Source organism: Streptomyces sp. NPDC058619 (assembly GCF_042717785.1).
In the GTDB taxonomy this organism is placed as follows: domain Bacteria; phylum Actinomycetota; class Actinomycetes; order Streptomycetales; family Streptomycetaceae; genus Streptomyces.
In genome coordinates, this window is sequence record NZ_JBHXQN010000020.1 from 34,123 (window position 1) to 47,339 (window position 13,217).

At 71.8% G+C, this 13,217-nt stretch carries 10 protein-coding genes and 1 pseudogene; 4 read left to right on the forward strand and 7 right to left on the reverse strand.

The annotated features are described in order from the left end of the window. Positions 1-23 precede the first annotated feature (23 nt). The 4 genes from ACFWTC_RS20685 to ACFWTC_RS20700 form a co-directional block, all read right to left on the reverse strand. On the reverse strand, positions 24-4,142 hold the full coding sequence (locus ACFWTC_RS20685; protein WP_384074324.1) for an alpha-(1->3)-arabinofuranosyltransferase family protein: 4,119 nt from the start codon (positions 4,140-4,142) through the stop codon (positions 24-26). Beyond that, positions 4,139-4,870, reverse strand: coding sequence for a class I SAM-dependent methyltransferase (locus ACFWTC_RS20690; RefSeq protein ID WP_383924846.1), 732 nt, complete (start codon positions 4,868-4,870; stop codon positions 4,139-4,141). The genes ACFWTC_RS20685 and ACFWTC_RS20690 overlap by 4 nt, the downstream gene beginning before the upstream one ends. Then, positions 4,867-6,066 carry a glycosyltransferase family 4 protein gene (locus ACFWTC_RS20695; RefSeq protein ID WP_383924843.1) on the reverse strand — a complete coding sequence of 400 codons (1,200 nt, stop codon included), beginning with the start codon at positions 6,064-6,066 and terminating at the stop codon, positions 4,867-4,869. Before ACFWTC_RS20695 ends, ACFWTC_RS20690 begins: the two co-directional genes overlap by 4 nt. Positions 6,067-6,321: 255 nt before the next feature. Then, positions 6,322-7,317 carry a DUF3068 domain-containing protein gene (locus ACFWTC_RS20700; RefSeq protein ID WP_383924841.1) on the reverse strand — a complete coding sequence of 332 codons (996 nt, stop codon included), beginning with the start codon at positions 7,315-7,317 and terminating at the stop codon, positions 6,322-6,324. A gap of 260 nt (positions 7,318-7,577) precedes the next feature. On the opposite strand from ACFWTC_RS20700, the gene ACFWTC_RS20705 reads away from it, so the two are divergent. From ACFWTC_RS20705 to ACFWTC_RS20720, 4 genes are all read left to right on the forward strand, one after another. Beyond that, positions 7,578-7,724 (forward strand): hypothetical protein, encoded by a 147-nt coding sequence (locus tag ACFWTC_RS20705; RefSeq protein ID WP_383924838.1) that lies wholly within the window; start codon positions 7,578-7,580, stop codon positions 7,722-7,724. 30 nt (positions 7,725-7,754) lie between these two features. Next, positions 7,755-9,074 carry a helix-turn-helix domain-containing protein gene (locus ACFWTC_RS20710; protein WP_383924835.1) on the forward strand — a complete coding sequence of 440 codons (1,320 nt, stop codon included), beginning with the start codon at positions 7,755-7,757 and terminating at the stop codon, positions 9,072-9,074. Between the two features lie 207 nt (positions 9,075-9,281). Beyond that, positions 9,282-9,677, forward strand: a complete 396-nt coding sequence (locus ACFWTC_RS20715; RefSeq protein ID WP_384074364.1) for a TniQ family protein — start codon at positions 9,282-9,284, stop codon at positions 9,675-9,677. A gap of 742 nt (positions 9,678-10,419) precedes the next feature. Further along, positions 10,420-10,611: a hypothetical protein gene (locus ACFWTC_RS20720; protein WP_383924830.1), complete on the forward strand. Its 192-nt coding sequence runs from the start codon at positions 10,420-10,422 to the stop codon at positions 10,609-10,611. A gap of 422 nt (positions 10,612-11,033) precedes the next feature. Here ACFWTC_RS20720 and ACFWTC_RS20725 read toward each other — a convergent pair. The 3 genes and pseudogenes from ACFWTC_RS20725 to ACFWTC_RS20735 all read right to left on the reverse strand — a co-directional run. After that, positions 11,034-11,681: pseudogene (locus ACFWTC_RS20725) on the reverse strand (NUDIX domain-containing protein); the annotation flags it as partial. After that, entirely contained in the window at positions 11,678-12,055 is a 378-nt protein-coding gene (locus ACFWTC_RS20730) for a DUF4406 domain-containing protein (protein ID WP_384074327.1), read from the reverse strand. The pseudogene ACFWTC_RS20725 and the gene ACFWTC_RS20730, both read right to left, overlap by 4 nt. A gap of 65 nt (positions 12,056-12,120) precedes the next feature. Continuing rightward, complete coding sequence (locus tag ACFWTC_RS20735) at positions 12,121-12,906, reverse strand: DeoR/GlpR family DNA-binding transcription regulator (protein ID WP_383924824.1); 786 nt, start codon at positions 12,904-12,906, stop codon at positions 12,121-12,123. Positions 12,907-13,217 lie beyond the last annotated feature (311 nt).

Genomic DNA, 13,217 nt, shown 5'->3' on the forward strand with positions numbered 1-13,217 from the left:
AGGGGCGGCGAGGGACGGGCGGGTCACGGGGCCTCGGCCCGGTGCCGGGACCCCGTGGCCTGGCGGTCCGCCGTGACCAGCGTGGCGGCGAGTGCCAGCAGCGCGAGCACCTCGGCGGCCGGGCTGAACGCCCCGCTCGGGGGCATGAGGGCCGCCAGCAGGCCGGCGCCGATCATCGCCGCCCCGGCGACGTACGGCATCAGGCTCGGCCACCGGAACGCGATCAGGACCAGCGGCATCGCCAGCAGTGCGAGCGGACCGCCGACTACGCCGAGGACCAGCAGCGGGAAGACCACGCCCAGCAGCCATCGGGGCGCGTCGGATGCGTCCCAGTCCTGCGGGCCGGGCTGGTCGTGCGGCCGGCCGGCCCGGCGCCGCAGCGCCGGCACCGCGACCAGCCCGGCGAACACCAGGAGGGCGAGGCCGCCGAGGACGAGCCCGAGGTCGTACGTGGTGGCGGGGGCGTAGGAGAGCAGTACGGTTCCCCCCGTGCCCGCCGGGACCACGTAGCCCTGCTGCCAGCCGTCGAGTCGGACGGACTGCAGCGGCTTGCCGTTCAGGGTTGCGCGCCAGCCGGGGTTGGCGTTCTCGTGCACCTGCAGGTAGGAGGCCTCGCCCCCACCGATCTTCATGCTGCGCTCGTCCCCGGACCAGGACACGACCTTCACCGTCCGGCGCGAGCCGGGATCGGCAGCCGGGCCGGCGTCCCGGGCAGAGAGGGTGAGGTCGGTGACGGCCAGTGCGCCGTCGTCGGAGGCGGACACCCGGTGCTTGCCCTGGCCGAGCGGCAGGGTGGACCCGGTGGCCGGGCACAGGGTCACGGTGACGGGATGCCGCTTCTGTAGGGCCGTGACCGTGCCGGACACGGAGGTCTGATGGGCGGTTCCGTCGACGGTGAGGACCGGGCCCTTGCCGCACGGCAGGGTGAAGGCGGTGTCCTTCGTGTCCTGGGTGTCCTGGGCATCTTGACGGGTCACCAGATCGGCCAGGGCCGGGATGTGCACCTCGCTCAGGCCCGCCGGCAGCTGGAGATTCTGCCCGGCGAGCGGGTTGTGGACGACGACAGGGGCGGTCGCGGTGACGGTGATCGTCAGCTGGTCGGTCGTCAGCGGCGCGAACCGGACCAGGCCGTTGGCATCCACCGCCGCGCTGACGGCGTCGGTCGGGGTGCTGAGCTGCACCTGGGTCGGCCGGGAGGAGAGACCGCCCGCGGCACCGAGCACCAGGTGGTCGATGCTGCGGCTGCCCTGCCAGGCGAGCCGGACGGAGGACTTGCCGCCCGCGATCCAGGCGGTGGTGAAGTCCCCGTCGAGCAGGTTGCGGGGGCTGCCGGAGCTGGTGGAGTCGGCCTCGATACCGATCTTTCCGGTGGCCCGGCCGGGGGCGACCTGGTCCAGCAGGGCGTCCAGGGCGGGACCGGGCAGGGCGACGGCGCTGCCGGTCACCTTGAAGTCGGCAGCATCAGTTGTGAGTTGACGGTTGAGCCCGGTCTCGACGGTGCCCGACTGGGAGCCGCCGAGGTCGAGGGTGCGGTGCAGCGAGTAGGAGTCGGCCGTGGCGGCCGGGAGCGACAGCACACGGGTGGCCTTGACCCCGGGGATCGATATCTCCGAGAACCCGGCCCCGCCCACGCCGGTGGAGGAGGCGACGGCGCCCTCGATGGTGATCTTCACCCAGGCGGCGGGTCCCGCCGGAGCGTTGACGTTCTGCGCCACGGCCTGCGGCTGCAGCACGCTCACCTGCGAGCCCCGGTCCGTGTTGATCCGCACTTTGGTGATGGTGGGCCGCAGCGAACCCCCAGCGAGCGGGGTGACCTTGAGGGTGGCGGGGAGGTCCACCGACCCGTTGAGGTCGATCCGCAGCCACTGGCCCACCGGGTCCGCGCTGCTGCCCTCGGTCCACGCCGTGCCGGTATTCCCGTCGAAGGCCCCGACCGGGTCGTACTGCGGCAGGGCGAACAGCCAGGAACCGTAGGAGGAGGCGGTGACCGACTTGGCGCCCTCGATCACCGAGGTGGTCTGCTCGGCGGCGGAACCGGCCCGGCCCGAGGGCAGGATCTGCCGCGGTGGGCCGCCCGGGTCCTGGCCGGCGTCCTTCGGGTTGGTCTCGGTGGCCGTGTAGGTGTACGAGCTGTTGCCGTCGACCAGGCCGAAGAGCGTGTCGCTCCGGCGCTGCCCGTCGGCGGTGGCCCGTAGTGCGGCGTCCGTGCCGGCCGGCAGGGGGTCGCCGGAGAGGATCACGGGGCGGTCGGTCACCGTACCGCTCGCGGAGAGCGGGAGCAGCGACTCGGGGCCGCCACTGACCACCGTGGTGTCGGCGACCGGGCGGGTGGTAACCCGGCCGGGTGCGGCTTCACCACCGGTGGGGGCGAAGATCTCCACTGCGGCATGCTGCCGGCTCAGGCCCTGGACCTGGACGGGGGTGTCGGGCGTGAGCTGCCCGGAGGTCATCGGGGAGCCGAAGCCGGTCACCGGCTCGTAGCCCGAGGCCAGCAGGGTGGCGCGTACCGTCTGGGGCGGGATGTAGCCGGCCTGCGTGGGGTCGAGGTCGTTGCGCACCACTAGGTGGTGCACGCCGGACCGCTCGAGGAAGGCGCCGAGCCCCGGCACCTTGGTGCCGGTCGCCAGCGCCTCCTGGATCGCCTCCAGGTAGCGGCGCTCGCCGGCCTGGCCGAAGGGCACGAAGTTGTACTGGGCCCACGGGGAGTCCGCCAGCACGTCGAGCGGCTCGTCGATGGTCGAGCCCCAGGTGTAGAGGCCGTGCGCGTCGGCGGGAACCACCAGGGCCCGGCTGTCGGGCGCTTCGGCGGACAGGTAGGCCGCGGTCTGCTTCCAGTGGGAGGGCAGCGCCTTGAAGGAGCCCGGCTGGAGGATGTTTCCGTTCAGGTAGGGCAGCGCGAGGCCGGGCAGTACCGCCAGTGCGACCAGTGCCGGGACCAGCCGGGGCCGCGCGGCCGTGCGGCGCAGTGGCCGCCCGCACAGGTGCGCCAGGCCCAGGGCCAGCGCCAGTGCGAGGCCGGTCTGGAACTTGTAGATGTTGCGCAGCGGCGCCAGCGCGCCGTCGAGCAGCTGCTGCACCGCGCCGTGGAAGGGCGCCCCGAGGGAGCCGCCGTACCCGGCGAGGGTGATCAGCGCCACTGTGCCGACGACCAGCAGCAGCCAGCGCCGCTCGGGCAGGTCACGGCGGGCGAGCCCGGCCAGGCCGAGGGCTGCGGCGAGCGCGGAGCAGGCGATGACCAGGATGTTCGCCGCCACGTCCCAGCCGGCGGGCAGCCAGGCCGAGCCGAAGTGCAGGTAGGCCACCCAGTTCCCGGCCCCGCGCAGCAGCTCGGTGGCGGACATGGTGGCGGTGGTGGTGGACGCCTGCTCGATGTAGCGCAGGAAGTCGGCGCCGTAGGAGTTGAGCAGGAGCAGCGGTACGGACCACCAGGCGGTGACGAGGAGCACGCCGGGCACCCACCAGGCGATCAGGCGCCATTTGCGGCTGCCGCCGGGCCGGCTGAGCAGGTAGAGCCCGACCGGGAGCAGTGAGGCCGCGACCGAGGTCGCGTTGACGCCGCCCATCAGCGGGATCACCAGTGCGGAGCGGAGTGCGGCGGCGCGTGCCGAGACGAACCGGGTGAGCGGCAGCAGGACCCAGGGCAGGACCGCGCCGGGGAGCGCGGCGGCGGAGGTGGAGCCGACCACGATGGTGAACACCGGCCACAGCGCATAGCAGGCCGCGCCGAGCAGCCGGCTCGCCCGGGTGCCGTACCCGAGGCGTTCGGCGAGCCGCAGCGCGCCCCAGAAGGCGGCGGTCACCACGAGCGACAGCCACAGCCGCTCCGCCAGCCAGATCGGCAGCTGGAGCAGGTCGGTGATCAGGTAGTACGGCAGCATCGGGAAGGCGTAGCCGACGTACTGGTTGGACAGGGCGCCGAAGCTGCCCTCGCTCTGCCAGAGCGTTCCGAGTGTGCCGAGGAAGCCCACCGGGTCGAGCGCGACGGCGAGTTTGGTGTCGAAGGCGATCCTCCCGGGCGCGGCGGCCAGGAAGGCGGACAGGATCAGCAGCCAGAAGGCGGCGAGCCAGCGGCGGCCGGTACGCGGCTCGGGGCGCGGCCTCGAGGGCGGCGCGTCGGGGAGCTGCAGCGTGGTGGCGCTCATTCGGAGGTTCTCCGCATCACCAGGAGAAGATTCCAGGACGCGATCTCGCGCAGGCCTGGAATACGGACGAGGGTCTCGGCCAGGAACGGCCAGTAGCGCGATCGTGCGGAGAGGACCTCGACGTCGCCGCGCGCGCGCACGTGACGAAGCACCGGGCCGATGTGCACCCGGTGGAGGTTTTCGCCGAGGGTGTGTTTGGGGCTGTGCCCGGTGCGCCGCTGGTAGCGGCGCCTGGCCCGGTCGGCGCCGAGCAGGTGCCAGGGCGAGGTCTCGTGGCCGCCCCAGGGGGAGAGCCAGTTGGTGTAGGAGACGTACACCAGGCCGCCGGGGCGGGTGACCCGCACCATTTCGCTGATGAATGTCTCCGGGTCCGGCACGTGCTCCAGCACGTTGGAGGAGAAGCAGACATCGGCGGCGCCGTCGGTGAGCGGTAGCCAGTAACCGTCCGCGACGACCGCGTGGTCGGGTGTGCGTCCGCCGCGCGAGTGGAGCTCGGCGAGGTCCGGTTCGAAGAGGAAGGCGTGCGCGCCGCGGGCCCGGAACGCCTCGGTGAAGTGGCCGGCGGCGCCGCCGACGTCGGCCACCACCGCCCCGGCCAGGGGCGCGTACCGCTCGACCTGGTCGGCGGCGTCCTCGGCCAGCAGTGTGTAGAACCTCTCCGGGTCGCTCTGCTCGCTGCGAAAGGCGCGAAACAGCGCGAGGGAGCGGCGCAGAGAGGGGTCTTTCACGAGCGCTCCGCCGTGGTCGGGGCCGGGGGCTCGGCCATGGTGCGACCGGACCTGGCCCGCCCGGAGGAATGCAGGGCCACGGCCTTGGCCGCAGCGGCCTGGAAGCGGTCGACGCTGTGCTCCCAGGAGAACTGCTCCGCGTGGAGGCGGGCCGCCGCACCCATCGCGGCGCGGCGGTCGGCGGACAGGGCCAGAGCGCACCAGGCCGCGGCGAACCCGCTCTCCCCCTGGGCGAGCAGGCCGGTGCTGCCGTGGACGACGGAGTCCCGCAAGCCGGGGATCTCGAATCCCACCGTGGGCGTGCCGCGGACGGCGGCCTCGGTGACCACCAGGCCCCAGCCCTCCAGCGAGGAGGGGTGCAGCAGCAGCCAGCTCCGGCAGAGCATCCGGTGCTTCTCGGCTTCGTCGACCCGCCCGGCGAAGACCACGTCGGGCCCGGCCTGTGCCTCTAGGCGGGTCCGCTCCGGGCCGTCGCCGATGATGACCAGCTTGCCGCCGGTGATCGGGCGGACCCGCTCCCACAAGCGCAGCAGCAGGTCGATGCGCTTGTACTCCACCAGCCTGCCGACGGCGGCGAACAACGGTTCGTCGGATTCGGGGAGCAATGGCGCGGGCGCCTCGACCCCGTTGGGAACGAGGTGGATGCGGTCGGGCGGTACGCCCATGCGCGCCATCGCCTCGGCCGTGGAAGGGGATACCGCGACCATCAGGCTACGGGAGTGGGTACGGGTCAGTGCACGGTGCTCCAGCATCCTGCCGACCCGGGCGACCGGGCCGGGCAGGCGCTGGTCCCAGAGATCGGTGTGAACGTGGTTGACCAGGCACATCACCGGTCCCCTGTGCCACAGCGGCGCCAGGTACGGGACGCCGTTGCAGACCTCGACCAGCAGGTCGGTCTCACCGACGCTGCGACCGAACGCGCCTGGGGTGCGCAAGAAGTGGTCATAGGTGCCGCCGGAGGAGACCACGCGGTAGCTGCGGTCGACGGACGGTTCCGGGCCCCCACAGAGCAGGGTGACCTCGTGCCCGCGATCGGCCAGTCCGGAGGCCAGCCGGTCGACGAGCAGCTCCGAACCGCCGGCGGCGGGGTTGGCCAGGTCGCGCCAGGCCAGGACGGTGATCCGGTGGGGGACCTCCGGCGACGGCCTGACGGCCGTGACGGCCGGAGGCGGATGCGGGGATATCTGATGTGCCATGGGAGCTCCTGGGAGGGGCGGTGCTCAAGGCAGTGAGGCAGTGAGGGCAGGGACGGGTAAGGATCAGAGGACCGGGGGTGACCGGTGGGGCAGTCGCACGGGAGGGACCGGGGGATGCGGCTGGCGGCGCGCGGATGGCGCGCGCCGCCAGTCTGGGCTGTTGCTACCGCCTGGTACTACTCACCAAATTGATAAATTCCGGTCGGGTTCACGCGGAATAGATGTTTCCTCTGTCACTTCGGCGAGCGACGGGTGTCACCGCGAGGCGCGGCGGCGCAGCAGCACGCCCGCCGCCAGCAGGCAGGCGAGGCCCGCGGTGCTGGCGGCGACCGGGGCGGTGGTGCCCACCAGGCCGAGCTTGCGGGCGGCGGCCTCCGCGGTCCGCACCTGGCCGTCCCGGCTCTCCGCCGTCATGGTGAGGTCCGCCCGCAGCAGGGCCAGCAGGTCAGGGCCGTCTTCAGAGGTCCGCAGGGTCACCAGCGGCTGCGTACGGGCGTCCATCACGGTGCCGGTGACCGGGTCCACGACCACGCTGAAGCCGCCGTTCGCGTAGTACCGGTCGGCGACGACCTGGCTGCGGTCAGCCAGTCCGAGCAGCTTGCCGGGGACCTGCTGGGTCCCGACCTTGGTCGCGCCGAGCACGGCGCCGTAGCGGTAGCCGGTCCGGCCGTTCACGGTCGTAGTGCCCTGGAAGTCGAGGGTGACGGTGCTGCCCAGCGTGGAGTCCCAGTAGGCGTACGGGCGCTTGGCCAGGCCGAACGGGAACTTCAGGTACGCCTCGCCGGAGAAGGCCGGGGTCTCGCCGTGCGAGTGCAGCGGCAGGTTGGTGCGGCGGTCGGTCACCCAGCGTTCCACCGTCCACTGGACGGACTTCCGCGGGTCACGGAGCTCAAGCGTGGCAGCGGTGTCGATCTGGGTTGAAATGTCCATCACCGCGCGGGCCTCGCTGCTCTGCGCGACGTTGCCCACCACCCGCCGGGTGAGGGTGAGGTCCTGGACCGGGCTGACGGCGACGGCCTTGGTGTCGAAGACGGTGCCGCTGCCGGTGAAGACGGTGGTGGTGTTGGTGTCGATCGGCGTCTTGCGCAGGTTCGGCAGCGCGTACCAGTGCAGGAGCGGCGCCAGCACCAGGAGGAAGGCTGCGACGGCGGTCAGTACCAGACCGGTGCGGGACAGGCGGCGGGGCGCCGGGGCGGGTTCGGGGAATTCACCGGCGGGCGGGTCAAGAATCTGACCGGTGGAGACGGACATGATTACGCTCCGTAAGGGATTGGGGTCGGCACAGACCGTGCGGTGGTGAAGGCGGTGGTGCGACGAAAGGTCCCCAACGGCTGCCGAGAGTGCGGCAGGTCCCGTGTATATCCCCTGAGCGCGGAACCGTAGGTCCCCCCTTGACGAATTGTCAACGCCAGGGCAAAACTGTGCGGGCACGGGACCGGGCCGGTGCGAATGGTGTCGCCTGTCGTTCCGCCCCACTCGCTCGGGGCCTACGGAAGGGAAAGTCCGCAACCATGCGTACCCAACGCCCCGTTCTTGCCGTCGTCCTCACTGCCGCGACGGGGGCACTCCTCGCCGTCGCCGCCGTACTCGGCCTGATCGCCCTCACGACCGGCGCTCCCGCCCAACCCGACGTGCCGCTTGTGTCCTTCACCGGCTGACCTCGGAGCACTCCCAGGGAGGCTGCCCGCATGAGCGTACGAACCGATCCCGCTCCGGCCGCCGCCCTGCGGTCGGCCTCCGTATGGAGCACCGTCAGCGCCGCCGACACCGAGCGGTTCATCCGCCTTGCCTCCAGCGAGATCCCCACGCTCTCGCTCGAGGTGATGCAGCAGATCCACGCCCAGTTCCCGCAAGTCGTGGAGATCTTCGACGACCACGGCGTCTCGGGGGTCCTCACCCGAATCAGGCTGGCCCTAGGCCCCTTCGTCGAGAGTGTCCGGGCGGCCGGCGGCCCGAAGATCGCGGGGGACGGCGCCGTACGCTTCCGCGAGGTCGCCGCCTCCCTCGACCGGTGCGAGACCCTGCCCGGGCCGGCGCTCGACTTCATGCGCGCGGTCTACCGCTTCGGAGCCCGGGTGTCCTGGCGCCGGCTCACCGAGATCGCGGACGGAGTGGGGATACCGCCCGCCGCGATGTACGAGCTGGCCGAGGCCGGCTTCGACTACATCGAAGCCCTGGTCGGTGAGGCGACCCGGGAGCAGCTCGGCAACGAGTCCCTGGCCGCCGGCGAACGGCTCCGCCGCCAGTGCCGCCTGGTCGGGCTGCTGCTCGCAGACCAGCCCGCCGACCTTGAGGCGACGGCCCAGTACGCCGCCAACATCGGCTGGCGGCTCCCGGAAACGGTCGCGATCGCTGTCCTCAACCGCAACGAGAACGTGCTCCTGCCACCAGCCCTCGGCACCGGCATCCTGCTCGACTGGGAGAGCGAGCAGCCCCGGCTGGTCGTCCCAGGCTCCACCCAAGCCGGCCGGGCTGACGCGCTGCGCCAGGCGCTCCCGGGCTGGATCGGCGCGCTGGGGCCGACCGTACCGCTGGCCCAGGCGGCGCGGTCGCTGCACTGGGCGCAGACTGCGGTCGGGCTCATCCAGGCCGGGGCCCTGCCGTCCCGTGGTGTGCTCGACTGCACCGAGCACACCACGGCGCTGCTCCTGCTGCCTCCCGCCGAACTGATTGACGACCTGGCTGCCGGCTGCCTCGCCCCACTCGCCGCCTGCAGGCCGGGCCAGGCGGAGCGGCTTGCGGACACCCTGCTGGCCTGGCTCCAGACCCGGGGTGGCGCGGCGGAGGTGGCGGCGCGGGTCGGCGTCCACCCCCAGACGGTTCGTTACCGGATGCGCCAGCTAAGGGAGTTGTGGGGCGACGCGCTGGACGACCATGATCAGCGCTTCGCCCTGGAGCTGGTGCTCCGTGCCCGGAAGCTGCGCTCGCCGCCCTCGCCAGTTGGGCCGTTGCGCGATCCGGTGACGGGGCGTCAGACGGGACCAGAGCAGGGCCCACAGGGCTGGTAGCTGCCGTCGGGCTTGCTGGACCCCGGTCGGGGTGTCGGGCCTGGCGGACCAGCGCCACCCGCCCGTCTGAGCGCAGCGCGAGCAACACCACCGTCGTCAGCGGCCGATAGCCGGGCCCGGCATGTTCGATTAGGGCAGCAGTCGTACGGGGGTGGTGCGTTACCTGCACTGGTCCTCCCTGGATTGCCGCCCGCGATCCAGGCGGTGGTGAAGTCCCCGTCGAGCAGGTTGCGGGGGCGGCACCGGCATCACAGCCGGCCAGCTGAGGTCGATGACCCTGGAGCGGTTCGACGGCTCCCTCGTGCGGATCGCCCCCCAGACCCGCCGTCTGACGGCCATGCCCATTGGCGGTTCTACGGCACTACCTCGCGCTACTGCCCCGCCTGCCTGGCGCAGAGCCGGGGACGGTGGCAGTTGCGCTGGCGACTGGGCTGGACCTTCGCGTGCCCACGTCACCTGCTCCTGCTGCTCGAACGCTGCCCGGTGTGCGGCAAGCATCCGCCGGTGGCCAGCGGCGGCAACCACCGCATGCTGCCCCGGCCGGAAGCCTGCCGGGCCCTGACCGGCCGTACCGGCCACGGGTGCGGTGCGGCTTCCCCCTGAGCGAGGCCGTCGCGGTGAAGTTCGACGCGGACGGACCGGTCCTACGCGCCCAGGCGGACGTGAAAGCCCGCGTCATCGCAGACCACCACACCTGACGGCGCGAGGCGGGCCGGCGAGCTGTCCCATCTGGGACGACGGGCTCTGCGCGGCATCCGCACCCGCCCCGGGGCATCCTTGCCATCGCTCGGGGACATCATCGACGCCTGCGGCCGGACCCTTGGTACCGAGGAAGCGTCGTGGGAGATCCATGACACGCGAAACGTCGCCATCGGTACCACCCTGGCTGCCATGGCCACCGACCCCGACCATCTGCTCAGGGAGGAAGTTTTCGCATGGATGTGCCTATCATCCGAACAGGAGGACGGCGAACTGCGCGAGCACCCGACCCGCTATCTGCCCAACTGGAAGTCCGCAGGCCCCCGCGTAGTCAAGCGCGTCCTGGCGGCGTCCGACCCACAGCTCACCCTCAAGGCGCGCCTGCGCTACGGCACAGCCACCGCCGAACCCGCCGTACCCCATCTGAGCGAGGCCGACATCACCGCGCGAGCGGCCAAGACGCCCGGCATGCTCTGGCCGTCCTGGACGCTGCGGCTGCTGCCGCCCAAGAGCCCGCACCAGCCGCGGATCGCGGGCAGCGTGGCCATGTGTCTGTGTTCCTTCCTGTGGCCGTGGACGGGGCGTGGTGGAGTGGGCAGGGGCGGGAGCTCTCGGCATGTGAGCTCTCGCCGGGCGTGGCACTCAGGTGTGCAGGCAGCCGGGCTCTCAGTCGGGCAACGGACCCGACGAGGCGGCGGAACACAATCGGGCAGGCCAGAACCTGGCGGGGCGCCCCCAGCAGCCGGAAAAGTCCTCCCACCACCTGGACGAGGAGACCAAGCGCCGCCGCGAGGAAGACCATGTGAACGAGGGAGACGTCGAAGGCGACGAGCTGTAACACTCCCGCAAGCCAGGGCCCGGCCAGGACGGCAGCCACCCTGGCCGGGCCCTGAGGGGATCATGCGTAAGCCCTCGCAGGGGGCCGGGACTGGTTGGGGCCACGGCCGGTCCGGCATGCCTTCCCGCGGACGTGCAGGGAGATCGAGCAGATCGCGTGGGTGGTCCGGGGCGAAGGCTGCCGGGTTCCCCCGACTGAGCTCAGTACGCTGTTCCGGGCTGTTCTCCGGACTCACGTTCGTAGGTGGCGGCAAGTTCGGTGACCAGGTGCTCCTGGCCGGAGGCGACCGCGGCATTGATCTTTGCCACATACGCGTCGTGCAGGAGCCTCGCCCGCGCCTGCGGCTCCCCGGTTGTACGGGCTGGGCTTCGCGCTGGTTCACTGCGCACTCTTGTGGGTTCCTGGTGCGCGGGCGCCGGCCGGAACGGGCCCTCCAGGGCGGCCCACTGCAGCAGCATGATGGTTTTCGCGTCGACAATCGACCCGTCGCGGATCATCGCGAGCGCTTCGGTGAACGGCAGTTCGACGACGGTGATCTCCTCGCCTTCCGCGGCGATCCCACCGCCGCGGGTGGCGGAACTGGCCGGGCCGTAGGGGGCGGCGAAGAAGTGCAGCCGTTCAGTGACCGAGCCGGGGCTCATGTAGACGTCGAAGACATGGCTGGCTTCGCCGATGACCCGTCCGGTCTCCTCCTGCGCCTCCCGGCGCACTGCCTCGATCGGGCTGTCGCCGTCCAGCAGGCCAGCCGCGGCTTCCACCAGCATTCCGTCCCGGTGACCGTTGGCGTAGGCGGGAAAGCGGAACTGCCGGGTCAGCAGTACGGTGCGGCGGTCGGGGTCGTAGAGCAGGAGCGTGGCGCCGTCGCCCCGGTCGTAGGTCTCGCGCTGCTGGCGACTCCAGTGGCCATCGGCGTGCTGGAAGTCGAAGGTCGTCTTGCGCAGCACGTACCAGTCGCAGGACAGCACTTCGACCTCGCGCACCCGCACCCGCGGGTTCCCGCTCGGGTCGCGGCCTTGGCGGTCCAGGCCGGTGCGGCCCCGGCGGTCGGGAGTGTCGATGCCCGCGGTCATCGTGCCACCGGGATCTCGGTGAGGGCCGTGTAGACGTCCTTGCCCGCGGCGCGGGCCTGCTCCACCATCATGTCCGCCCCCGCCGAGGGGCCGCCGATCCGCAGCACCCCGTCACAGCGCTCCAGCAGCCGCTCGGCAACGGGGTGGAAGATCTCCTTGAAGGGGCCGTCTCCCGGGCGGGCGCTGCCTGCGACCTCCAGCAGGGGCAGGGCCAGGGCCTCACCGGTCACGGGCAGGTGTCCGGCACGGAAGAGGTCGAGGGCGGTTTCGTTCATCGCCCGCGCATGCGCGGCGAGTTTGACGGGATCGTCCCCGGTGCCCGACCGGTAGGGGCCGGCGACCAGGATCATCAGCGGATGCGGGGAAGCAGGCACAACATCACTCCGTACACAGTCGGGGTCCCGGGCCGAGGGGGCCAGGACGGGGGAGCGGGGGGGCGTCAGGCCAGGACGATGTCGACGCCCGCGTCGCGCAGGGCCGACAGCGTCTCGGGCCCCTTGGGGTGAGTGGCGGCGTCATCGGCGGCGGTATCGGTGACGAAGGTGTCCACCGCGCCTGCGGCGGCGACCTGGCTGAAGGCGCGCACGCCGAGCTTGGTGGCATCGGCCACCGCGATCGTCCGCGAAGCCTGGGCGAGTCCGGCCTGTTTCACGGCGGCGTCGTCAAGGGAGAACTCCGACCACCCGTGCTGGGCCTGCACACCCCCGATCGACATCACGAACACGTCGAACGCCATCGCCGTCAGGGCGCGCAGTGCGAGCGGACCGACCAGAGACCACTCACCCGGACGGGACTGGCCACCGATCACCAGTAGCCGGATACCCGGCCGGTCCGCAAGCCGCACCGCGGCCTGCAGACTGAGCACCGCCACCGTCAACGGCGCCCGGGCGACCAGGTGTTCAGCGACATGCACGGTCGTCGTACCCGCGTCGAGCAGCACCGTGGAGCCCGGCTCCACCAGCTCCGCCACCGAGCGCCCCAGACGATCCTTCGTCGCCGCCTGCCACCCCTCCCGTGCGGCGAACCCGGCCTCCTCCTCGCGCGAGCGGGTGGCAACCGCACCGCCACGCACCCGTTTCACCAGCCCCTGACGCTCCAGTTCGTCCAGATCGCGCCGCACCGTCATCTCCGAGACGCCCAGACGTTGCGCCAGCTCCGCGACGGAAACCCGGCCCGCGCCCTGCACCAGCCGCAACGTTAGATCCAAACGATTCGCTACTCCCATACCCACTTTCTAACACAGTTAAGTTCGAATGAACACTGCCATGTGAGATTGGTGCGGTGGTCAGCCGCACCGGCGCAGCACCCCGAGCCCGCAGGTGCGTGAGCCGGGCAAGGTCTGGAGTTCGGCCGGTAGCCCTTGACGGACGACGGTGGTCGTCAGGGGTGGTCAGCGAGCAATGCGTCGGTGCGCCAGCCTTGTCGTCGTGCCCGATCGTGATCACGAGGTCGGGGCTGCGTCAGCACCGAGGCCACAGGCTCCGGTGGCGTCGCCGCGAACTCTTCCTGTACCGGGTCACCGAGCATCGGCTAGCT